The sequence below is a fragment of the Collinsella aerofaciens genome (genome assembly GCF_901212495.1).
Taxonomy (GTDB): Bacteria; Actinomycetota; Coriobacteriia; order Coriobacteriales; family Coriobacteriaceae; genus Collinsella; species Collinsella aerofaciens_H.
In genome coordinates, this window is sequence record NZ_CAAKNY010000031.1 from 53,353 (window position 1) to 75,249 (window position 21,897).

The 21,897-nt window shown below is 61.0% G+C and carries 19 protein-coding genes, 2 tRNA genes, 1 other RNA gene and 1 pseudogene; 19 read left to right on the plus strand and 4 right to left on the minus strand.

The window, feature by feature from the left end; all coding sequences use genetic code 11:
* Positions 1-74 precede the first annotated feature (74 nt).
* Positions 75-833 (minus strand): HAD family hydrolase, encoded by a 759-nt coding sequence (locus SFLMC1_RS03300; protein WP_152073982.1) that lies wholly within the window; start codon positions 831-833, stop codon positions 75-77.
* 316 nt (positions 834-1,149) lie between these two features.
* Between SFLMC1_RS03300 and rpsA the strand changes: the two genes are divergently transcribed.
* From rpsA to SFLMC1_RS03315, 3 genes are all read left to right on the plus strand, one after another.
* Positions 1,150-2,316, plus strand: coding sequence for a 30S ribosomal protein S1 (gene rpsA / locus SFLMC1_RS03305; RefSeq protein ID WP_022095232.1), 1,167 nt, complete (start codon positions 1,150-1,152; stop codon positions 2,314-2,316).
* 342 nt (positions 2,317-2,658) lie between these two features.
* Positions 2,659-3,020, plus strand: an RNA gene (gene rnpB / locus SFLMC1_RS03310) — RNase P RNA component class A.
* 223 nt (positions 3,021-3,243) lie between these two features.
* Positions 3,244-3,882, plus strand: coding sequence for a YigZ family protein (locus SFLMC1_RS03315; RefSeq protein ID WP_187323842.1), 639 nt, complete (start codon positions 3,244-3,246; stop codon positions 3,880-3,882).
* A 67-nt stretch (positions 3,883-3,949) separates the two neighbouring features.
* Here SFLMC1_RS03315 and SFLMC1_RS03320 read toward each other — a convergent pair whose 3' ends face one another.
* Positions 3,950-4,396: a C-GCAxxG-C-C family protein gene (locus tag SFLMC1_RS03320; RefSeq protein WP_226814241.1), complete on the minus strand. Its 447-nt coding sequence runs from the start codon at positions 4,394-4,396 to the stop codon at positions 3,950-3,952.
* A gap of 229 nt (positions 4,397-4,625) precedes the next feature.
* Between SFLMC1_RS03320 and SFLMC1_RS03325 the strand changes: the two genes are divergently transcribed.
* The 4 genes and pseudogenes from SFLMC1_RS03325 to SFLMC1_RS03340 form a co-directional block, all read left to right on the plus strand.
* Positions 4,626-5,909 (plus strand): O-acetylhomoserine aminocarboxypropyltransferase/cysteine synthase family protein, encoded by a 1,284-nt coding sequence (locus SFLMC1_RS03325; RefSeq protein WP_152073979.1) that lies wholly within the window; start codon positions 4,626-4,628, stop codon positions 5,907-5,909.
* A gap of 141 nt (positions 5,910-6,050) precedes the next feature.
* Positions 6,051-7,355, plus strand: a complete 1,305-nt coding sequence (locus SFLMC1_RS03330; protein WP_152073978.1) for an MFS transporter — start codon at positions 6,051-6,053, stop codon at positions 7,353-7,355.
* 159 nt (positions 7,356-7,514) lie between these two features.
* Entirely contained in the window at positions 7,515-8,093 is a 579-nt protein-coding gene (locus SFLMC1_RS03335) for a xanthine phosphoribosyltransferase (RefSeq protein ID WP_152073977.1), read from the plus strand.
* Positions 8,094-8,266: 173 nt separating this feature from the next.
* A pseudogene (locus SFLMC1_RS03340) lies at positions 8,267-8,557 on the plus strand (peptide chain release factor family protein); the annotation flags it as partial.
* An 87-nt stretch (positions 8,558-8,644) separates the two neighbouring features.
* On the opposite strand, the gene SFLMC1_RS03345 reads toward SFLMC1_RS03340, so the two are convergent.
* Positions 8,645-9,607, minus strand: coding sequence for a diacylglycerol/lipid kinase family protein (locus SFLMC1_RS03345; RefSeq protein WP_152073976.1), 963 nt, complete (start codon positions 9,605-9,607; stop codon positions 8,645-8,647).
* Between the two features lie 87 nt (positions 9,608-9,694).
* Positions 9,695-11,116 (minus strand): chloride channel protein, encoded by a 1,422-nt coding sequence (locus SFLMC1_RS03350; RefSeq protein ID WP_187323843.1) that lies wholly within the window; start codon positions 11,114-11,116, stop codon positions 9,695-9,697.
* A 210-nt stretch (positions 11,117-11,326) separates the two neighbouring features.
* Between SFLMC1_RS03350 and glp the strand changes: the two genes are divergently transcribed.
* From glp to SFLMC1_RS03410, 12 genes are all read left to right on the plus strand, one after another.
* Positions 11,327-12,589: a gephyrin-like molybdotransferase Glp gene (gene glp / locus SFLMC1_RS03355; protein ID WP_152073975.1), complete on the plus strand. Its 1,263-nt coding sequence runs from the start codon at positions 11,327-11,329 to the stop codon at positions 12,587-12,589.
* A 10-nt stretch (positions 12,590-12,599) separates the two neighbouring features.
* Entirely contained in the window at positions 12,600-13,079 is a 480-nt protein-coding gene (locus SFLMC1_RS03360; protein ID WP_152073974.1) for a molybdenum cofactor biosynthesis protein B, read from the plus strand.
* 204 nt (positions 13,080-13,283) lie between these two features.
* Complete coding sequence (gene modA, locus SFLMC1_RS03365; protein WP_152073973.1) at positions 13,284-14,156, plus strand: molybdate ABC transporter substrate-binding protein; 873 nt, start codon at positions 13,284-13,286, stop codon at positions 14,154-14,156.
* A 68-nt stretch (positions 14,157-14,224) separates the two neighbouring features.
* Positions 14,225-15,667 carry a molybdate ABC transporter permease subunit gene (modB, locus tag SFLMC1_RS03370; RefSeq protein ID WP_226814240.1) on the plus strand — a complete coding sequence of 481 codons (1,443 nt, stop codon included), beginning with the start codon at positions 14,225-14,227 and terminating at the stop codon, positions 15,665-15,667.
* Positions 15,668-15,670: 3 nt separating this feature from the next.
* A complete protein-coding gene (locus SFLMC1_RS03375) occupies positions 15,671-16,741 on the plus strand; it encodes a sulfate/molybdate ABC transporter ATP-binding protein (protein WP_152073972.1) in 1,071 nt (356 codons plus the stop codon).
* Between the two features lie 240 nt (positions 16,742-16,981).
* Positions 16,982-18,031, plus strand: a complete 1,050-nt coding sequence (gene selD, locus SFLMC1_RS03380) for a selenide, water dikinase SelD (RefSeq protein WP_152073971.1) — start codon at positions 16,982-16,984, stop codon at positions 18,029-18,031.
* 58 nt (positions 18,032-18,089) lie between these two features.
* A complete protein-coding gene (gene yedF / locus SFLMC1_RS03385; protein ID WP_152073970.1) occupies positions 18,090-18,716 on the plus strand; it encodes a sulfurtransferase-like selenium metabolism protein YedF in 627 nt (208 codons plus the stop codon).
* A gap of 18 nt (positions 18,717-18,734) precedes the next feature.
* Positions 18,735-18,986, plus strand: coding sequence for a DUF3343 domain-containing protein (locus tag SFLMC1_RS03390; RefSeq protein ID WP_152073969.1), 252 nt, complete (start codon positions 18,735-18,737; stop codon positions 18,984-18,986).
* Positions 18,983-20,122 (plus strand): aminotransferase class V-fold PLP-dependent enzyme, encoded by a 1,140-nt coding sequence (locus SFLMC1_RS03395; protein WP_152073968.1) that lies wholly within the window; start codon positions 18,983-18,985, stop codon positions 20,120-20,122. Before SFLMC1_RS03390 ends, SFLMC1_RS03395 begins: the two co-directional genes overlap by 4 nt.
* Before the next feature lie 68 nt (positions 20,123-20,190).
* Complete coding sequence (gene brnQ, locus SFLMC1_RS03400; RefSeq protein ID WP_152073967.1) at positions 20,191-21,549, plus strand: branched-chain amino acid transport system II carrier protein; 1,359 nt, start codon at positions 20,191-20,193, stop codon at positions 21,547-21,549.
* Positions 21,550-21,640: 91 nt separating this feature from the next.
* Positions 21,641-21,717: transfer RNA gene (locus SFLMC1_RS03405), tRNA-Pro, on the plus strand.
* Positions 21,718-21,723: 6 nt separating this feature from the next.
* A tRNA-Gly gene (locus tag SFLMC1_RS03410) sits at positions 21,724-21,797 on the plus strand.
* Positions 21,798-21,897 lie beyond the last annotated feature (100 nt).

The following is a 21,897-nucleotide window of genomic DNA, read 5'->3' on the forward strand; positions in this document are numbered from 1 at the left end:
CGGCGTTGCCGGAGTAGTCGTTGGGGACGTTCTTGTTTGACTAGACGTTTAAGAACGTCCCCAACGACTAACCCTTACGATAGTTCGTCGGCAACTTGGTGCTCATAGAAGGCTTCTACTACGGCATTGAAGTCGCGGGCGAAGTCTTCCATGGTTCCGCGCCAGGTGGCTCGGCCAGGTTTTCCCTGGCCAACATAGGCGGTTTGAATACCGCAGGCGGGGCTGGGGAAGTCGCGCTTGGGGTCGTTGCCCACCATAAGGACCTCGTGCGGCTCGAGCCCCATCACCTGAAGCTGCTCTAGATAGTAGGTGGCATCGGGTTTGCAGCGGGTGGCGTTTCCCATGTGCGTGACGAGCTCAAAGGGGGCGTCGACCAGGTCGCCCCAGCCCATGCGGCACTCGATGGCGCCTTGGGGAAAACTGGGGTTCGTAAAGAGCGCGCAGCGCAGGCCCGCGTTCTGTACCGCGTGAAGCGCGGCGTGCGCACCCGGCATGGCTTTCGCATTGATTACGTCATCGTTCTTGTACGGCAGGACTTCGCGATCGTAGTAGGTAAACGCCTCGTAGATGAGTGGGTCCGAGAGGCAAATGCCGCACCGGCGCTCAACCTCTTCTTGGTAGAACTCAAGATTGGTGCGATTATCCGTGCCGCTTCGACGATTGGCGTTGAGGTCGACCAGAATCGTGCCCAGGCGCGCCATCGTGCCGCCGCGGCCGCGTCGCCCGATATCCGCGAGCATCGACGAGACATCCTTAAAATACCGAAGGATGAACGCGTTGAGGTTAATGCTAAGAAGCGTTTCGTCCATATCGAAAACGACTGCTTTGAGCACGCGGGCACCTTTCTCGAAAAATCGTTCCAGAATCGTATGTCTGGGATACTTTACCCCAAAGGCGTATGGGCAAACTGCTTATCGTCAAGTTGTGGAGACACCTGTCCATAAGATTACGAAAAAGTCTCCACACGAGTAAAAAAACGCAGTTCACGCTTGAAATCGAACCCATTTCCCCGTAACCTATACGAACGTGATTGCATAAGCGTCACATTAGTATCTGTCGGCTCCCGAGTGTTCCTAAACGTTGTGTGCTTGTCGCACCCTTCTGTAGGTCCTAGCAATCGGGGCCCCGTAGTTCGAAAGGGGTCCACCTTTGAGTGAGATTCAGAACTCGTCCATTTTCTCTCTTGACGATGTCAACGAGGAGGAGATGAACAACCTCATCGACGGTACGATTACCGACTTTGATGAGGGCGATCTCGTTAACGGCACTGTCGTTAAGATCGAGCATGACGAGGTGCTCGTTGACATCGGATTCAAGTCCGAGGGCGTTATCCCGGTCCGCGAGCTGTCCATCCGTAAGGACGCTAACCCTGCAGACATCGTTGCACTTGGTGATCCCATCGAGGCCCTGGTTCTCCAGAAGGAGGACAAGGACGGTCGTCTGGTCCTGTCCAAGAAGCGTGCCGAGTACGAGCGTGCCTGGAACCGCATCGAGGAGAAGTTCAACTCCGGCGAGAACGTCGAGGGCGAGGTTATCGAGGTTGTCAAGGGCGGCCTGATCCTCGACATCGGCCTGCGTGGTTTCCTGCCTGCTTCCCTCGTCGATCTTCGTCGTGTCAAGGACCTCACCTCCTACATGGGTACCCGCATCGAGGCCCGCGTCATCGAGATGGACCGCAACCGCAACAACGTCGTCCTCTCCCGTCGCGTCGTGCTCGAGGAGTCCCGTAAGGCCGAGCGCTCCGAGATCCTGTCCAAGCTCAAGTCTGGCATGCGTCTCCAGGGCACCGTTTCCTCCATCGTCGACTTCGGCGCCTTCGTCGACCTCGGCGGTATCGACGGCCTCATCCACATCTCCGAGCTCTCCTGGAACCACGTCAACCATCCTTCCGAGGTTGTCAAGGTCGGCCAGGAGGTCGAGGTCGAGGTTCTCGACGTCGATCTCAACCGCGAGCGCATCTCCCTGGGTCTCAAGCAGACCACCGAGGATCCGTGGCGCGCACTGGTCAAGAAGTACCCCGTCGGCGCTATCGTCGAGGGCACTGTGACCAAGCTTGTCCCGTTCGGCGCTTTCGTCGACCTGGGCGAGGGCATCGAGGGCCTGGTGCACATCTCCGAGATGGCCAACAAGCACGTCGACCAGCCTTCTCAGGTCACCCACGTGGGCGACAAGGTACAGGTCAAGGTCATGGAGATCGACCTCGACCGTCGTCGTATCTCTCTGTCCATGAAGTCTGCTGCTGAGACTCTGGGCGTTGAGATTGAGGTTACCCCGCTGCCTTCCGAGAAGAAGGACGAGGAGACCGACGCCGAGTAAATCGGTTTGACGATCACTTGTTTTAAGGGACCCGTTCGCAATGGACGGGTCCCTTTTTGCATTTGCTGCTGAGGTGCGTGATGGTGCCCGTGCACAATGCTGCCCGGGCTGTTCACAGGCTATTGGGTTGTCGGTGCATGAAAAATGCCGACATCCCGCCTCGGGGAGGAGGCGGGAACGCACCGAGTAGACGGAGGGGTGCGGAGCGCGGTCGCGTCTCGACTGACGACGTTGCCCATCGACAACCCTATTGTACTGCATGACGTGGTTCTTGGTTTATCGTGTCGAACGCTTGTGTTGTGCCATTGCCCGCGGCAACGGTGTGCTACACTCTTGCTCTGCTGAGTGGGCCAGACGGTCGCGCGATGTGCTGCTTGCAGCACACGTGAGGAAAGTCCGGGCTCCAGAGGGCGGGATGCCGGCTAACGGCCGGGCGGAGTGATTCGACGGAAAGCGCCGCAGAAAAGAAGACTCCCACCTGCGCCGCAAGGCGTAAAGGGAAAAGCTGAAACGGTGGTGTAAGAGACCACCAGCGTCGTGGCAACACGGCGGCTTGGCAAGCCCCATCCGGAGCAAGCGCGAATAGGAACGCTATGGGCCGGCCCGGTCCGCGTTCGGGTAGCGTGCGTGGAGCTGCGCGGTAACGTGCAGACAAGATAAATGATCGTTCACGACAGAACCCGGCTTATCGGCCCACTTGGCACTTTGTTGACGCTGCGACGGCGTCAGCTGGCCGATTTGGCGCTCATTCGTCGGTCGCCGCCATAAGGCGTGCTCCCTCCTCTTTCGGGCCAAATCGACTCAGCTGACGCCGTCTCGCTGTTTTTGCCTGGTCATCGGTATTGCCGTTCTCTTTACCGGGGTCAACGGTACACCCTTTGCCGTATTATTGAGGCTGTTTATTGCTTTGCTTGTGTTTGAGGGGCTTTGTTGGACAGCTATTTTACTCTGCAATCGAATATTGAGGCTTCGGGCGAGTTTGTCGATCGCAAGAGTCGGTTTATTGCCCAGCTGGTCCATATTGAGTCCGAGGATGAGGCGAATGCCTTTATCGAGATGGTTCGCAAGCGCCATTACGACGCTCGACACAATGTTCCTGCGTGGATTTTGGTCGATGGCCGCGAGCGCCAGAGCGATGACGGTGAGCCGAGCCGCACGAGCGGTATGCCGACGCTCGAGGTGCTGCGCGGCGCGGGGCTCAAAAATGTTTGCTGCGTGGTGACGCGCTATTTTGGTGGCACGCTGTTGGGGCCTGGTGGCTTGGTACGCGCCTATACCGCGGCGACGCAGGCGGCGGTGGCCGCAGCTCAGGAGTCCGGGCAGATCGTCGAGATGACGAGTGTCGTGCCTGTTGACGTACACGTGGCCTATCCGCAGTATGGGCAGGTGCTTCGTTTGGCGCAGGATTCGGATGCCAAGGTTTCGGATACCGATTACGCGGATGCCGTGACGATTCATTTAGTGTTTAAAGCGGGGGAGCAGGAGCCGTTTTGCGCTAAGATGCGCGAGCTTATGGCGGGGCGCGAGAAGATCGAGGTCGGCGCTCCCGAATTTGCCGAGTTCTAACGGCGACGGCCGGCGTGCTTTTGGATGGATCCCAAGCGCGCCGGCCGTCGTTTTCTGTTGCTGCCGTTTACTCGGCGAGCTGCTTTAGCACATCGCAGGCGATCTCGATGGCATCGTCGATGCAACCGGGGCAGCTGCGGAGCGGACCCTTATCCGATCCGATGCCCTTGAGCGTGCCACAGACGGTCGTCGTGTTCTTCTCGCCAAAACGCTTGGCGATTTCGCGCGACAGCTTGTAGGTCAGGCCCTTGGTCTTGGGGTTTTCCATGCCGTCGCTCATTACAAAGCCCATGATGGCCACGGCGCCCGAGATGGCGCCGCAGGTTTCGGTCATGCCGCCCATGCCGGCGCCAAAGCCCTCGGTGAGGGTAAAGGCGACCTGGGGGTCGAGTCCGACGGCGGGCGCGAGCGTGCAGGCGACGGCCTGGGCGCAGTTAAAGCCACGGGCGTGGTATTCGGCAGCCTGAGCCTGACAGGCGTTGATGTCGAGCTGGGCCGTATCGATTTGCTTCATCGTTGTCTCCTTGGTCACGGTGTACCCGCCTATGGTACCCGTGACGGTGCATGTAATCATCGAGAGCTTCATGTATGCCTCATTTTATCTATCGAGCAAATGCCTAAGGCTTGAGAAAAATACCCCTGATTCATTTGTCCCATAACCTACCTTTGGAATGGGTTGAGAGGGGTGCAGGGTAGCGGTATCGTGAACCGAATAAAACGTAATCCAGGCAAGGGAGCAAGATATGAGCGATCAGACCATCGGTACGACGTGTGTTCAGGGCGGTTATCGCCCGGGCGATGCTGAGCCGCGCCAGGTGCCTATCTACCAGTCAACCACGTGGAAGTACGACACGTCCGAGCACATGGGCAAGCTATTTGACCTGGAGGAGTCGGGCTACTTCTATAGCCGTCTGCAGAATCCCACGTGCGACCTGGTTGCTGCCAAGATCTGCGAGATGGAGGGCGGTACCGCTGCGATGCTCACGAGTTCGGGTATGGCCGCGAACTTCCTTGCGATCTTTAACGTTGCCGGTGCCGGCGATCACGTGGTCGCGAGCTCTGCCATCTACGGCGGCACGTACAACTTGCTTGCCCATACCATGGGTCGCATGGGCTTGACCTGCACGTTCGTTGCCCCCGACTGCACCGATGAGGAGCTCGAGGCAGCCTTTGAGCCCAACACTAAACTCGTCTTTGGCGAGACGATCGCCAATCCCGCCCTCGCCGTACTCGATATTGAGCGCTTTGCCAAGGCCGCGCATGACCACGGCGTGCCGCTGATGGTCGACAACACCTTCCCGACGCCCGTGATGTGCCGTCCCTTTGAGTGGGGCGCCGACATCGTCACGCACTCCACCACCAAGTACATGGATGGACATGCTGCCTACCTGGGCGGCGTGATCGTCGACCACGGCCAGTTTGACTGGATGGCCCATGCGGACAAGTTCCCGGGTCTCACCACGCCCGACGAGAGCTACCACGGCGTGACGTATGCCGAGAAGTTCGGTCGCGAGGGCGCCTTCATTACCAAGGCCACCGCTCAGCTCATGCGCGATCTTGGCCCCATGCAGAACCCGCAAGCAGCGTTTTTCCTGAATAGCTCGCTCGAGAGCCTTCATGTGCGCATGCCGCGTCATTGCGAGAACGGCCTGGCCGTTGCCAAGTTCCTGCAGAGCCATCCCAAGGTGCGATTCGTGAGCTATCCGGGCCTGGAGGGCGACAAGTACTACGACATGGCTCAGAAGTACATGCCCAACGGTACCTGCGGCGTTGTGAGCTTTGGCTTTAACGGTGGTCGCGCGGCGGCCGAGACCTTTATGAAGAGCCTCAAGCTCGCTCAGATCGCCACGCACGTGGCAGACGCCCGCACCTGCTGCCTGCATCCCGCTAACGCTACGCACCGCCAGATGAACGATGAGGAGCTTATCGCCTGCGGCATCTCCGCCGACATGGTGCGCCTGTCGTGCGGCCTCGAGGACACGGCCGATCTGATTGCCGACCTTGAGCAGGCGCTCGAGCAGTGCTAGGCTAGCGTTCGCACAGGGCGCCGATCCTGGCAGAAAGCTTCGGCGACCTTTCGTTCCGATTCCGTAGGCGGGGCCCCAATCGCGACTGTTCGCAGGCGATTGGGGCCCCGTTTTTGCGTTGCGCCACTCGAAAGGATGGACATGGATAAAACCGCAGAGCAGCTGCGCCGCGAACACATTGCCCTTGAGGGCGATACCCATGGCAAGAACAAATGGGCGATTCTGTTTACGGTACTCATCATGACGTTTATGGTGTGTCTTGATTCGACCGTCGTGACCGTGGCGCTGCCCGTGATGCAAAAGGAGCTGGGCGTGGGCCTCGACCGCATCCAGCTGGTGAGCTCGGTGTACCTGCTTGCGACGTGCGTGGCCATGCTGCCGTTTGGCCGCTTGGGTGACGTGCGCGGTAAGGTAGGCGTATTCCAGCTGGGTGTAATCGTCTTTACGGCTGGCTCGCTGCTGTGCGGCCTTTCGGCCTCGCTCGAAGTTCTTATTCTGGCACGCATTGTGCAGGGCGTCGGTTGCGCGGCGGCCATGGCCAACAACATGGGTATCATCACCGAGTCGTTTCCGGCGCGCGAGCGCGGTCGTGCCATGGGTATTCTTGCGACCTTCGTAGCCCTCGGCATGATGTGTGGCCCCGTGCTCGGCGGCATGCTGGTGGCAAGCTTTCCCTGGGAGAGCATCTTCCTCATCAATCTGCCCATTGGCGTCATCTCGTTTATCGTGGGGCTCTACACGCTGCCGCATGTTAAGCCGGAGGCCGGTGAGCGCCCCATGTCCCTGATTGAGGCCGCTCGCCGCTGCTTTGCAAATCCGGCCTTCACTATCAACCTTGCCTGCATGCTCATCGTGTTCGTCGGCATTGGCGCATCCGAGTTTATCCTGCCGTTCTATTTTCAGGACGCCCACGGCTTTGGTTCCGACATCTCCGGACTACTCTTTTTGGCGCTACCGATGGTGAATGCCTTTATCGGGCCGCTTTCGGGTACGGTTTCGGACCGTGTTGGCTGCGAGGGCCCCACGGCGGTCGGCCTGGGCGTGTACGTGTGCGGCCTCTTTGCGGTAAGCACGCTCGACGAGCGCTCTTCTATTCCTGTGATCGTGTGCTGCGTCGCGTTTATGTCGTGCGGTACGTCGATTTTTCAGAGCCCCAATAATTCGCTGTATATGGGCTCGGCTCCGCGCGAAGCACTTGGCTTTGCGGGCAGCCTGGGTAGCCTGGCGCGCTATGCTGGCATGGCATTCGGCATTACGGTGGCGTCGAATATCCTGTATGGGCAGATGAGCGTGGCGATGGGCGAGGCCGTGACCAGCTTTGTTGCCGGCCGTCCGGATGTGTTCCTGTTTGGCTTTCGCTCGGTGTTCTACGTGCTCATGGCTGTGGCCGCTGTGGGCTTTGCGCTCGCTACGGTGCGTTTGGTGAAGATGCGCGCCCGCCATTAACTTTTGGGGGCAGGCTTGCCATGAATCGGGCCTATCTACTGGTCTTGCGGCTTTATGATGCGCAGGGGCTTGTGGGGCGGGCGGGGGTCGGTCCGTGGTAGACTATCGAACAACGTTTATTAATCGCGCGGTATCGTTGCCGCGAGAAGGGGTTGCGCCATGCAGGAGCTTGAGGATCGTATTCGCCGTGACGGCATCGTAAAGGCCGGTAACGTCCTTAAGGTTGATGCCTTCCTCAACCACCAGTGCGACGTTGAGCTGTTCGACCACATGGGCGCTGAGTGGGCCCGTCTGTTCAAGGATGTCGAGATCAACAAGATCCTGACGATCGAGGCTTCGGGCATTGGCATGGCTTGCATAGCGGCTCAGCATTTTGGCGGCGTGCCGGTGGTCTTTGCCAAGAAGGCGCAGTCCATCAACCTTGACGGCGAACAGTATGCCACGACCATCTACTCCTTTACCAAGCAGAAGGAGTACCCGGTCATCGTGGGCAAGCGCTTCCTATCCGAGGGAGACAAGATTCTGATCATCGACGACTTTTTGGCCAACGGCTGCGCGCTCGAGGGTCTTATCAAGATCTGCGAGGCTGCGGGTGCCGAGGTGTCCGGTATTGGCATTGCCGTGGAGAAGGGTTTCCAAGGCGGCGGCGATAAGCTCCGCGAGCGCGGCTTCCGCGTTGAGAGCCTGGCCCGTATCGCCGATATGGACTGCGAGAACGGCGAGATCACCTTCGCCTAAGCGCGCAACACAAGCGATTGGTACGCGATGTGACAAAGGGACACTCCCTTTGTCACTTTTTTTGTATGAGGGGAGGTGTTGATATGGATGAGAACACGATGGGATGGCGCGAGTATGCGCGCTATGCCGAGATCTCGGTCGAGGAGTTGGCACGCGATTGCGAGGTGCAGGTGTTTCGCGCGACGGGCCCGGGCGGACAGGGCGTGAACACGACGGACTCGGCGGTACGCATGAAACATATCCCTTCGGGGATTACCGTGACGGCGCGTGAGAGCCGCAGTCAGTTCCAAAACCGTAGCAGCTGCCTGCGTAAGCTGCGCGCTGAGCTTGAGCGTCGCGGGCGTCCACCGCGCCGACGCGTAAAGACCAAGGTGCCTCGGCGCTCTCGCCAGCGCAGGCTCAATGACAAGCACTTCAACGCCATTAAAAAGGCCAATCGTCGCAAGCCGTGCAGCGACGAATGATCTCCTCAATAAGTTGCGGTGAAATAGAGACTATTTTTCGGCTTTAGCTGCATAAACAGTCCCTATTTCACCGCAACTTAGGTGGGGTTAGCGGGTTGGGTGCCAGACGTGGAGGGCCCCTGAGAGGATGTCCACCTCGATGCGCGAGGCGACGATGGGCTCGCCGTCGGCCTGGATGGGGTAGTCGGGTTCCTCAAAGGTGAGCTCGGCGTGGCGGCAGCGGCGCATGCGAACCGGCGGTAACTTGGTATGGTGGCCGTCCTTGGCCGAAAGAAACATGGGCAGGGCAACCGCGCGGGGGACGGGGCCGCAGGCGTAGCAGACGTCGAGCATGCCGTCACAGGGGTCGGCATCGGGGCAGATGCGATAGCCCGAACCATAGGTGGGCCCCAGCTGGATGGCCATAATAATCGCGCGTACGCGCTCGGCGGGCGCACCATCAAAGCTGACTGTCATGGGGTAGTTGCGGTAGCGCAGGCCAAACTGCTCAAGTCCCGAGAGGGTGTAGAGCGGAGCTCCCGTCAAGCCGGTCTTTTTGCGCAGCTCGGTGGTACCCAGGCCGATGGCGGCATCGATACCGACGGAGAGCGTCTGGTCGTAATACTCGACGATCGCCTCACCGCAGCCGCTTGCGGGGTTCCATGAGCGAATGCGTCCGATATCCTGGTGCTGCAGCTCGCAGGTGAGCAGCGCGCCAAAATCTTTGCCGGAGAAATCGTCGATACCGAGCGTTTGGGCAAAATCATTGCCGGAGCCTACGGGCAGGACGGCAAGCGCCGGTCGAACCGCCTCTTCTTGCGCCATCAAGCCATTGACGACCTCGTGGATCACGCCGTCGCCGCCGAGTGCGATAATCGTGCGGTAGCCCTGGGCCTGTGCGGCAAGTACCTTGGCATGTCCCATGCGCTCGGTCAGTACCAGGTCAAACTGGGATGTGCGCGCGGTCATATCCAAAAAGCGCTGCAGGCGCTCGGCAACCTCGTGCGCGGCGCCCGACTGGGCGGCAGGATTGGCGATGATGAGCGTGCGACCAAAATCAGTTGCGTGCATGGGGCGACTCCCGGCGTATGACGTGACGGTGCGGTCGCGCTCAGGTCAAATTGCCCCCGATTGTGGCTGCACGGCGAATACTAACGTCTACTCTATCAGGTCGTTGTGGCGCTCGATAGCCTCTGCCACCGTGTGGCCCTCGTCCACAATAAGCGAACGGCGTTTAGGCGAGACAATACGCTGCGCGGGATATACGCCGCGGTGGCCGCCGACGAGATAGCTAATAAACGAAACGATGACAAAGAAGCCCGCGGCCGTTCCATGGAACAGGTCGATGGCCATCATGCAGGTGGTGATGGGCACGTTGAGGCCGGCGCAGAACACACCGAGCATGCCGAGGGCCGCCACAAAGCTCGGGTCGAGCCCGGTGAGGCATCCGATCCATCCGCCGAGCGCCGCGCCGATGCCGAACAGGGGCGTGACCTCGCCGCCTTGGAAGCCGGCGCCCAGGGTGAGCGCCGTCACCGCGAGCTTGATGGCGGCGTCGGAAAGGGTCGTGTTACCGGCAAACCCGGCGCCCGAGAGCCAGGTGGCAAGGCCGGCATACTTCCAGGCGCCGAGCATTGCGTAGGCCGCGAGCACCACGAGCGCGCCCACGAGTGCGCGAACGAGGTAATTGGTGATAAAGCGACCGTACAGGCTCTTGACGGTTCGAACCGACCAGGCAAAGAGGCGTGCGGTGAGACCAAAGATAATGGCGCTGACAACAACGATGGCAACCGTCCGCAGCGTCATGTCGGGGACGCTGGCGATAACATTCGTCTCATACTCGGTACCTAGGGCGAGTGATGTAAAGTAGCCGGTAAACGATGCGACCAGGCAGTAGATGCCCGCTGTGTAGTCGATCTTGCCGATAAAGCACATCTCCATGCCAAAAAAAGCTCCGGCAAGGGGCGAGCCGAATACGGCGCCAAAGGCCGACGAGATGCCGGCGAGCATGAGGTCGTGGTGGTCATGCTTTTTGAGGTGGGCGAGGTTCGAGATGTTGCTGGCGATGGTGCCGCCAATCTGCACCGCGGCTCCCTCGCGACCGGCCGATCCGCCCGTTAGGTGCGTGAGCGTGGAGCAGACGAAGGTGAGGACGGCCATGCGCATATGGATGAGGCGTGTGCCCAGGGCGGAGTCAATGACCAGGTTGTTGCCACGCTTGGCGGCGAGACCGTGGTTCTTGTAGACCCACGCGGTGGCCATGCCCACGATGGGGAGCAGGGCGAACACCCACGCATGGTGCTCGCGATAATCGGTCGCGATATTCAGCGAGGCCAAAAACGCCCAAGCGGCAACGCCCATGGCGAGTGAGACGATAACTACGAGCGCGAGCAGCTTGGCGCTTGCGAGCATGTTGCGGGCATTGCGGCGCGTGTCTGCAGCCAAGAGCTGCTCGGAGCGGGTTAGTTGATGCCTGCCTGCCGTGATGACGTCGTTCAGGGAGAAAAGACCGCCGTCGTCGAACGGTTGGGAATGATCCTGCGCCTCGTTTGCGCTTTCGGGTTTGTCGGTAAAAGCCATACGTTCCTCTTTTAGGTTGCAACGCAAGCATTATAGAACGTGTCAAACGTGACAAATCGGCAGGTTGGTTTTGTTTCTGTTTCGCGGCTTGCGGCCGACAGATGTATTCGAGAACGTGGGTCGTGTCGCCGCCGTGCGGCGGGGGATTATACTGAGATAAACATAATGAATCGGCGCCCGTGATGTGCGCCGCGGATTAAAGAGGTACATGTGGCAGAGGAACTCATGCGGCTGGAGGATGCCCAGGCGATTGTCCTTTCACAGATGCAAATGACGGAAGTTGTCGAGATTCCCGTATGGCAGGCCGCCGGCCTTCCCTTGGCCGATGACGCGGTGGCCGATATCGATATCTCGCCGTTTGCCAACAGCGCTATGGACGGATACGCCGTGCGCTCGGCGGACTTGGCACAGGCATCTGGCGAGGCGCCGGTGACGCTCGACGTTATCGGACACGAGGCCGCGGGCCATGTGTTTAGGGGCACCATCGGCGCGGGCGAGACGGTCCGCATCATGACAGGCGCGCCGGTACCCGGGGGCGCGGATGCCGTGGTGAAGTATGAGATCGTCGATGTGCTCGACGGCGACGGCAACGAGGACTCGCATGTGAGCTTCTCGGCGCCTGCTAAAGTGGGGGAGAACGTTCGCTCTGCCGCCGAGGAGGCCCATGCCGGCGACGTCGTGATGCGCGCCGGCGAGGTTGTGGCCCCGGCAGGCGCCGGCCTGCTGGCGAGCGCCGGGTATGCGAGCGTGAAGGTGCATGCCGCCCCGCGCGTGGGCATTATCTCGCTGGGGACGGAACTGGTCGCGCCGAGTGAGCTGCCGGCGCGCGGGCAGATTCGCGATTCCAACTCCTCGGCGTTAATGGCCGAGGCACTCGATGCCGGGGCAGATCCGGTGTTCTTTGGCATCGCTCCCGATGATGAGCAGGCGATTGCCGAGCTTGTGCATCGTGCCGTGCAGGAGTGCGATTTTGTCATTACGAGTGGTGGCGCCTCGGCGGGCGATTACGACTACGTGACGGCGCTCGTCCGGCGCGAGGGCGAGGTGCTGTTCGATCGCATCTCGATGCGTCCGGGCAAGGCCATCACGTTTGGCCTGCTCGGGGGTAAGCCCTACCTGGGGCTTTCAGGCAATCCGGCCGCGGCGTATGTAGGCTTTGAGATGCTTGCCCGCCCGGCGATTCGCAAGATGCGCGGCTTTGCCGAGGGCGTGCGCCCCGTGCAGCAGGCGACGCTCACGCACGGCGTGAAAAAGCGACAGCATCGCCGTTTCTTCGATCGCGCCACGGTTTTGCGCGATCCCGAGACCGGTGAGTTGTTGGTGACCGAGGCCAAGACGCAGAATTCGGCGCTGCTCGGCACGATGCAGCGGGCCAACTGCCTGCTGCGTATTGACGAAGGACCGTGCGACCTTGCGGCGGGCGACGTCGTGGATGTCGTGCGTGTCGACCTGCCCGAGGGCACGGTGCTATAGGAGGAATGCTATGGAGTTGAAGATTTCGATCGTGACGTGCTCGGATACGCGTGATCTTGCCCAGGACGAGGCGGGTGCTGCGCTCGAGGAGCTCATCGTGGCGCAGGGCTGGACGGTCGCCTCACATGTGGTCGTGCGTGACGACGTCAGTGAGATCGGTGATGCTATTGTGGAAGCCGCCGATGAGTGCCACGCCAATGTCGTGCTCACCTGCGGCGGTACGGGGCTTTCGATGCGCGATGTGACGCCCGAGGCGACGCGTGCCGTCTGCGACCGCGATGTGCCGGGTATTGCCGAGGCAATTCGTGCCTACTCCATGACCAAGACGCGCCGCGCCATGCTCTCGCGCGCCGTGTGCATGCAGCGTGGGCATACGCTTGTCATCAATTTTCCGGGATCCACGAAAGCGGCCCGCGAAAGCTGGGAGGCCGTGAGCGATCAGCTTGAGCATGCGGCCCAAATGATGGCGGGCGGCGGGCACGCCAAATAAGCGCACTACCTGCGGCGGAGTGACCTTATGGGCTGCTCCGCCTTTTTATGCAGCGTCAGTGCAGGCCGTTTCGTGGTTATCGGTAAAAGAATAATCTCATGTGAGAGATATTAATCACAAACATTATTCTCAGGTAAGTATAATCTAATAACAGAATAAAGCCCGCGGTGGGGTGCCCGGGCACAAGGTCCGAAAGGGTTGAACATGTTCAATATGGTTTCTCGCCGCGGATTCGTCTCGCTTTCTGCTGTCGCCGCTGCCGGCCTTGGCCTTACCGGCTGCTCCAGCAATAAGACGTCTGAGCCGGCCGGCTCCGATGCCGGCTCCGCCAAGGCTTCGTCCAAGAAGGCTGTCGAACTGCAGGTCTTTGCTGCCAACTCGCTCGAGAAGGCTCTGCCCGCGGTTCAGGAGCTCTACACCGAGCAGACCGGCACCACCTTTGCCGACACGCAGTTTAAGGCCTCCGGCGACCTCGTCGAGCAGATGCGTGCCGGCGCCACGGTCGATGTGCTCATTACCGCTTCCAAGGGCACCATGGATGACGCTGAGACCGCCGAGCTCGTCGACACCGACACCCGTGAGGACATGTTCGTCAACGACCTCGTGATCATTCGCGCCGAGGGCTCCGACACCAAGATCGAGGCCATCGCCGACGTCGCGAATCTGGACGGCAAGATCGCCATCGGCGACGCTAAGACCGTCCCAGCCGGCAAGTACGCCAACCAGGCGCTGGCTTCCGTGGGCCTCTACACCGGCGCCGAGGGCGACGACGGCGAGTATGCTCCCCAGATCGCCGACAAGGTAGCGCTGGCCGACAAAGTTGGTACCGCTGCCGCCTATGTGTCCACGGGCGACTGCGTGGCCGGTTTTGTCTACAGCTCCGATATCTTCCGCTACGACGGCATCGAGGAGGCCTTCGTGTGCCCTGAGGATTCGCACAAGCCCATCGTGTACCCGGGTGCCGTTGCCGAGAGCTCCGAGCACGCCGACGAGGCCAAGGAGTTCATCGACTTCTGTCTGACCAACAAGAAGGCTCAGAAGATTTGGGCTAAGTACGGCTTCGAGCTTTCCGAGTAGTGCGGCTTGGCGCGATAATTCCATCGTTTTGTGTTTTACTCCGTTCTTGTATTCGCTTGGAGCTTTTCGTGCTTAATCGATTCCGCATGCTTGTCGCCTGTGCCTTGACCTTCGCGCTTTGCTGGGTGCCGGGATTTGCGTTTGCTGGGGACGCTGAGGACGGGGCCCAGGTTGCTGCGACCGCTCATGGGCTTTCCTATGGGATTGAGGGTTTTGAGCGGTTGGCCAAGGGGACCGCTCGTGCCATGGAGGGCCAGCCTGAGGGCTACCGGTTTCCCATTGACGAGGACGTGGACCTTGTAGTGGCGCCTGCTGCCGATCGCGTTGTGGTGTGGATATCGCCCAAGGCGGTCGAGAAGTATGGATTGGATCCGCGGGACAACGAGTGCGTATCGGGTCTCAAGGCCCTCGTCTGTGAGCTCGACAGCGCAAACTGCATGGGAGGCGCGCAGCTAGGGGACATTGATCTTCCTTGGTATGTCACGACGGAAACAACGTTTGATGCCGGTGGGTATACCTATGGCTTTGACGAGCGCGGTGCGGATGGGGACCGCTATGTGGTGATTGCATCGGCCTCGGGTGATGCCAAGGGCGGCGCGCGTTGGCTTGATAGCGCTCAAATGGTAGAGGCATCGTCTGTCGTGTTGCGGGATGAGCAGGGGCCCTTGACCTCTCTGGCCTCCTTTTTGGACGACATCGACTATCGCCCGCTTTGGGTGTCCATTAAAACGAGCGGCCTTGCCCTGGTGATTGCCTTTGCGCTGGGCCTGTTCGCCGCGTGGAAGACTATGGGTACCTCGAGTCGCATCAAGGGCCTGCTCGATTCGGTCTTTACCATTCCCATGGTGCTGCCGCCCACGGTCAGCGGCTTTTTGCTGCTTATGTTGTTTGGCCGCTCGACCGGGGTCGGTCGGTGGCTCATCGCGCACGGCATCTCGATCGTCTTTACGTGGCCGGCGGCGGTGATCTCTGCCGTGGTGGTGTCGTTTCCCCTGGTCTACCGCACGGCACTCGGTGCTTTTGAGAGCCTTGACACACAGATGCTCGATGCCGCGCGAACCCTAGGATGGTCCGAACGTCGCATCTTTGCCAAGCTCATGATGCCGCTCGGCTGGCCCTCGATTGCCGCCGGCACGGTGCTCGCCTTTGCCCGCGCGATGGGCGAGTTTGGCTGCACCCTGTTCTTTGCGGGCAACTACGCCGGTATTACGCAGACCATTCCCATCGCTATCTACTTTGAGTGGATGGGCGGCAACACGTCGGTGGCGCTCTTTTGGGTTGCTGTCGTGATCGTGTTTAGTTTCATAGTTATCCTGTTCATCAACATGTACACCGCTCATTCGCAAAAGTATCGCGAGCGGGGTCTTTCCCGTGCGGAGCGCAAACAGGCCAAAGATCGCGCCGGACAGGGCGATTCGCTCGACCCGGCGGGCGGCGATGCCTTGCGTATCGATCGCGAGGCGCTGACCGAGCTCATGCGCGACGATGCCGCATTGCAGGGAGGTCGATAGGCCATGTCGCTCGTTCTGGATATCAAAAAGCGCTATCCCGGGTTTATGCTCGATATGCAGCTCGATGCCGGCGAGGAGCGTGTGGCGCTGCTCGGCGCCTCGGGTTGTGGCAAGAGCTGTACGCTGCGCTGCATTGCCGGCGTGGAGGCGCCCGACGAGGGCAAGATCGTCGTCAACGGCGTGACCTTTTTTGACTCGGCGGCGGGCATCAACCTGTCGCCCCAGGAGCGAAAATGCGCCCTGCTGTTCCAAAACTATCAGCTGTTTCCCAACATGACGGTGGCCGATAACGTATGCGCCGGTGTACAGGACGTGGGCGACGCCGCCGCTCGCAAAAAGCTCGCCGAGCGCTATCTGGGCATTTTCGGTCTGGCCGATTTTGCCGACCGCTATCCCGCGCGACTCTCGGGAGGTCAGCAACAACGCGTGGCGCTGGCCCGCATGGTGGCGGCGCACCCGGGCATTTTTATGTTCGACGAGCCCATGAGCGCGCTCGACGCGTATCTCAAGAGCGCGCTCGAACAGAACATGCTCGACCTGTTCGATGTGTGCAACCGCACCGTGCTCTATGTGAGCCACGACATCGACGAAGCGTGCCGCCTGTGCCAGCGCATCTGCGTGATGCACGACGGGCATGTTGAGGAGATCGGCTCCGTCGAGGACGTGGTCCGCCGGCCGCAGACCTTGGCTGCGCTGCGCCTGACGGGCTGCAAGAATACGAGCCGCGCGCGCAAGATCGGGCCCCAGGAGGTCGAGGCCCTCGACTGGGGCATGACCTTTAACGTGGGTCGCGAGGTTCCCGATGATGTGGCGTACCTGGGCGTTCGCGCAAGCTACTTCCATGTTGACAATCGCGCTGAGCGGGGTCGCAACAGCTATGATTTGCACGTGGCCCGCGTGAGCGATTCGCGTTTTGAGCGCCTGGTGCTGCTGGATGTGCCGCGTGCCGATGCGCCCACGCGTCTGCAGTGGAAGGTCAACAAAGTGGGCATGCCTGTCGACGAGCTGCCACAAGCAGGCGAGACGCTGCGCATGCATTTTGATGCCAACAGGATCCATTTGGTCTGTCGATAGCGCCGGGTAATACCGTGGTTGGCATTGGTATCGACATAGTCTCGACGGCCGCGAAGGCCGCGGTGTTGAAAACGGATGGTATCACTGCGTGGACCTGCGTCATGCCGGCGGGCTGCTCGTCGGTCGATGCGGCCACATGAGCCCAGGCGCTCATGTGGGGGTTGCGCCATACGCCGGCCTTTCCCGGCGCGGCCATGCGTATACTGGGAGGAACTGATTGACCGATGAGGGGAGGTATCGATGGCTGACGATCAGATGAAGCTCACGTCTATGACTGCCGCGAGCGGTTGAGCCGCTAAGTTGGCTCCTGGAGCCCTCGCCCAGGTCTTGGGCGACTTACCCAATGTGCATAACGACAACCTGCTCGTGGGGTTCGATACCTCCGACGATGCGAGTGTCTTTCGCGTCGGCGAGAACCTGGGCCTCGTGCAGTCCATCGACTTCTTTCCACCGATGGTCGACGACCCGTTCCTGTTTGGCCAGATCGCGGCGGCAAACTCGCTGTCGGACATCTACGCCATGGGTGGACGACCGAGCCATGCTATGAACCTACTGTGCATTCCCAATTGCCTGGGCGTTGAGGTTGCCGGGCAGATTTTGGCGGGTGGCGCCGACAAGTGCGTCGAGGCCGGCTGCACCATCGCGGGCGGCCACACTATCAACGACGACGAGCCCAAGTACGGCCTGTCCGTGAGCGGTTTTGTCGCACTCGACCGTATGCTCGCCAACAACGGCGCGCGCATGGACGATGTTCTGCTGCTGACCAAGGCGATCGGCTCGGGCATCATCACCACGGCCATTAAGGGCGAGCTCATCGAGCGGGACGAGGCCGCAGCTATGTTTGACTCGATGTGTGCCCTCAATGAGGCGCCGATTCGTCTGGCCGAGGGACTTGAGCTTCACGGCTGCACCGATGTCACGGGATATGGCCTGATCGGGCACGCGTGCGAGTTGGCCGAGGGATCGGGCGTGCAAGTTGAGCTTGCGTCGGGGGCGGTGCCGCTCTTTGACCAGGTAATCGACATGGCGCGCCTGGGCATTATCCCTGCCGGCGCCTACCGCAACCAGGATTTCTTTGGCCCGCGCGTGACGGCCGACGATGACCTGGAGCCGGGCATGCTCGACGCGCTGTACGATCCGCAGACGTCTGGTGGCCTGCTTATCGCGGCATCTGCTGCCGATGTGGAAGAGCTTGTGCGCCGTCTGCATGCCGAAGGACGTATCGCCGCCGTCGTCGGTCGCGTGTGCGAGCGGGTGCCAGGCGGTCCTGCCGTTCGCGTTGTGCGCTAACTACACAATTATGTCACTGTTTGCCGTTCTAGAGCGGTTCTTTTGAAAGGATGTAGCTATGTCTACCAAAATTGAAGTCAATGCCATGGGCGATGCCTGCCCGCTGCCCGTCGTCAAGACGCTCAAAGCCCTGAAGCAGCTTGATGGCGAGGGTGCCGTCGTGACCTCGGTCGATAACGAGACCGCCGTCAAGAACATCTCCAAGATGGCGCAGGAGAAGGGCTGCACGGCCTCGGTCGAGAAGGTTTCTGACGCCGAGTGGCACGTGACCGTGGTGACCGCTGGTGCCGTGACCGTGGCCGATCCCGAGCAGGATGGCGCTGACTTCTGTGATGCCAGCGCCGGTAAGGGCGAGCTCGTCATTTCCGTCTACACCGACTGCATGGGTCGCGGCGACGACGAGCTGGGCCACAAGCTCATGAAGGCCTTCATCTTTGCTGTGACGCAGCAGGATGAGCTGCCCGCGACCATGCTGTTCTATAACGGCGGCGCCAAGCTCACCGTCGAGGGCTCACCGGTACTCGATGACCTGAAGGGGCTGGCCGAGCAGGGCGTCGAGATTCTCACCTGCGGCACCTGCCTCGATCACTTTGGCATTAAGGACCAGCTCGCGGTGGGCGAGGTCACAAACATGTACGTGATCGTGGAGAAGATGGAGCAGGCCGCGCGCGTCGTGCGTCCGTAGCGTTTGGGCGGGATTGCCATGAGAGAAAAGCGCCCTGCGCTTGTCATCACGTTTCCTACCACGGCGGCCGCCATGGGGTGCGAGACCCTATGCATCGAGCGCGGTCTTCCCGGGCGCACGATTCCCGTGCCCGGGGAGGTCGCTGCCGGCTGCGGCTTGGCGTGGAAGGCACTGCCTTCGGACAAGGACCTGCTGCGCAGCGAGCTTGCCGCAGCGGGCGTCCCCGCCGAGGGCTATACCGTGATCGATATGTGGGAGGTTGTGCGATGATCTACCTGGATAACGCGGCGACGACCATACACAAGCCGCAGGCGGTGATCGATGCCGTGGCGCAGGCGATGTGCTCGCTCGGCAATGCCGGACGCGGCGCGACGTCGGGTGCGCTCGATGCCGCTCGTACGATTCACGCTTGCCGTGCCAAGCTCGCGCGCCTTTTGGGTTGCCCGAGGGCGGACCATGTGTGCTTTGCGCCCAATTCCACGGTGGCGCTCAACACCGTTATCAATGGTGTGGTGCGCCCCGGCGACCGTGTGGTCACAACGGTGCTCGAGCACAACTCCGTGCTGCGTCCGCTCAACCGCCTGGCGGCAGAGCGGGGCGTGACCGTTGAGCATGCTGGTTGCGATGCGAGCGGCGTGCTCGACTACGACGAGCTCGAGCGGTTGGTCACGCCGGGCACGCGTGCTGTGGTGGTGACACAGGCCTCCAATGTGACCGGCAACGCCGTTGATGTCGCACGTGTGGCGGCTGTGGCTCATGCGGCTGGTGCGCTCGTGATTGTCGATGCTTCGCAGTCGGCCGGCACGGCGCATATCGATATGCAGGCTTTGGGGCTCGACGTGGTGTGCTTTACCGGTCACAAGGGGCTCATGGGCCCGCAGGGCACCGGCGGTCTGGCCGTGGCCGAGGGCATCGATGTGGCTCCTTGGGCCATGGGCGGCACGGGTGTGCACAGCTTTGATATGCTGCAGCCGCTTGAGTGGCCCACGCGCCTGGAGGCGGGCACGCTCAACGGCCATGGCATCGCGGGCCTTTCCGCTGGTCTCGACTTTATCGAGGCCCGCGGTGGGGTCGAGGCGATTGCTGCCCACGAGCGTGCGCTCGCTGGTCGCTTCCTTGCCGGCGTGCGCGAGATTCCGGGGATTGCGCTCTACGGTGCCTTTGACCAGCCGACGCGCTCGGCGATCGTGTCGCTCAACGTGGGCGATATCGACTCTGCCGAGATCTCGGATGCGCTCATGCAAGGGTGGGGGATTGCGACGCGCCCCGGCGCCCAGTGCGCTCCGCTCATGCACCGCGCGCTCGGGACCGGGCGCCAGGGCGTCGTCCGCTTCTCGTTTGGGTATTTCAACACGAACGAGGATGTCGACACCGCGATTGATGCTTTGCGCGATTTAGCCTGCTAGAGCGTATATACTTGCGGGACGGGTCTTTTGCCCGTCCCATTTTTTGTTTCGACCCGAAAGGTGTGCCTATGGCCTCATCTGCACCGCGCGGTCTGCGCTCCGACCATGTCGTTACCGTCGGCATCGCCCTGTTCTCGATGCTCTTTGGCGCCGGCAACCTCATTATTCCGCCGCTGCTGGCGCTGCAGGCGGGTTCTGTCACGCCGCTCGCCATGATCGGCTTTTTGATTGCCGCTATCGGTCTGCCTGTTATGGGATTTATCGCCGTCGCGCTTGCCGGAACGGCGCGCGAGCTTGCCAGTCGCGTACATCCCAAGTTTGGTGAGTTTTTTGTCGCGGCGGTCTATTTAGCAATCGGCCCGTGTCTGGCTATTCCGCGCACGAGCTCCACGGCCTTCGAAATGCTGGTGCCGCTGCTGCCCGAGGGTGTCTCACTCGGCACGGCTCGCCTGGTGTTTGCCGTCGGCTTCTTTGTCGTCGCGTTTGCGCTCACGCTGCGTCCGGGCGTCATCGCGCGCGTGCTCGGTCGCATTACGGGTCCGGCGCTTATCGCGCTCATCGTGCTGGTCGTGGGTGCTGCCGTGATCTCGCCGCTGGGTCCCGCTGCCGCGCCGCAGGCTCCCTACAATGCCGGTGCTGCCGTGCAGGGCTTTTTGACCGGCTACCAGACCATGGACCTGCTCGCATCGCTCGCCTTTGGCATCATCATCGCCGAGACCATCCACGAGCTGGGCGTGACCGATGACAAGCGCGTGGCCTTTGAGATTTCGCGCTCGGGTGTGATCGCCGGTACGCTCATGGCCGTCATCTACTGCGGCCTGGCGCTTGCCGGCATGCAGCTCGGCACGGTTATGCCCGATGCCACCAACGGCGCCGCGATCCTTGCGCGTTCGGCCTCCATGCACTTTGGTCTTGCTGGCACGGTTGTCGTCTTTGCGATTTTCTTCCTCGCCTGCATGAACGTGTGCATCGGCCTTATTAGCTGCTGCTCGCGTTACTTCTGCGAGACGTATGTGGTTAAAGGAGGAGCGGAGGCTTCCGAGGAGGCCATGCGCCGCCCCTTCGCGATGCTCGCCTTTGTGTTCGCGGCGTTTTCGTGCGTGCTCTCCAACGTGGGCCTCGACGTGATCCTTATGTTCTCGGTGCCTATGCTCAATGCCCTGTATCCCGTCGCCATCGTGCTGGTCCTCATGGGTTTGGTACACGGTTTTTGCGACGCGCATCCGCAGGTGTGGGTCTGGGTCGGCGGCGTTGTCGCGGTGCAGAGCGTGATCACCTCGGTTCGCGACGCGTTCTTTGTGGGCATGTGGCTGCCGTTCGATGCGCTGCCCCTGGCAGACATCGGTGCCGCGTGGGTGCCGGTTGCCGTGGTGGCGTTTGTGATCGGTCTGGTTCATAGCCAGTTTGTCGCACATTCGAGGAGCTAGGGTTTCTGCGCTTGCACAGGCGGGGAGTCTCCCCTATAATTTCCCTCGCTTTGGGACACGCAAGGTTTAGACCTTAGCTGCTCAACACCTTCGGGACGTGGCGCAGTTTGGTAGCGCGCCTGCTTTGGGAGCAGGATGTCGCAGGTTCAAATCCTGTCGTCCCGACCATATCTTGCGGGCGTAGTTCAATGGTAGAACCCCAGCCTTCCAAGCTGATGACGCGGGTTCGATTCCCGTCGCCCGCTCCATAAAGATAGATGAATGGCTCTGGTTCCTTTTGGGACCAGAGCCGTTTTCATATACATGCCAGGGACCCCACATCCCCTCCTAAGTTGCGGTGAAATAGTT

Coding starts and splice junctions, on each gene's coding strand:
- SFLMC1_RS03320 (WP_226814241.1), bottom strand. CDS start 4,396: ATGAAGCAAATCGATACGGCCCAGCTCGACATCAACGCCTGTCAGGCT.
- SFLMC1_RS03325 (WP_152073979.1), top strand. CDS start 4,626: ATGAGCGATCAGACCATCGGTACGACGTGTGTTCAGGGCGGTTATCGC.
- SFLMC1_RS03330 (WP_152073978.1), top strand. CDS start 6,051: ATGGATAAAACCGCAGAGCAGCTGCGCCGCGAACACATTGCCCTTGAG.
- SFLMC1_RS03335 (WP_152073977.1), top strand. CDS start 7,515: ATGCAGGAGCTTGAGGATCGTATTCGCCGTGACGGCATCGTAAAGGCC.
- SFLMC1_RS03345 (WP_152073976.1), bottom strand. CDS start 9,607: ATGCACGCAACTGATTTTGGTCGCACGCTCATCATCGCCAATCCTGCC.
- SFLMC1_RS03350 (WP_187323843.1), bottom strand. CDS start 11,116: ATGGCTTTTACCGACAAACCCGAAAGCGCAAACGAGGCGCAGGATCAT.
- SFLMC1_RS03360 (WP_152073974.1), top strand. CDS start 12,600: ATGGAGTTGAAGATTTCGATCGTGACGTGCTCGGATACGCGTGATCTT.
- modA (WP_152073973.1), top strand. CDS start 13,284: ATGTTCAATATGGTTTCTCGCCGCGGATTCGTCTCGCTTTCTGCTGTC.
- SFLMC1_RS03375 (WP_152073972.1), top strand. CDS start 15,671: ATGTCGCTCGTTCTGGATATCAAAAAGCGCTATCCCGGGTTTATGCTC.
- yedF (WP_152073970.1), top strand. CDS start 18,090: ATGTCTACCAAAATTGAAGTCAATGCCATGGGCGATGCCTGCCCGCTG.
- SFLMC1_RS03390 (WP_152073969.1), top strand. CDS start 18,735: ATGAGAGAAAAGCGCCCTGCGCTTGTCATCACGTTTCCTACCACGGCG.
- SFLMC1_RS03395 (WP_152073968.1), top strand. CDS start 18,983: ATGATCTACCTGGATAACGCGGCGACGACCATACACAAGCCGCAGGCG.
- brnQ (WP_152073967.1), top strand. CDS start 20,191: ATGGCCTCATCTGCACCGCGCGGTCTGCGCTCCGACCATGTCGTTACC.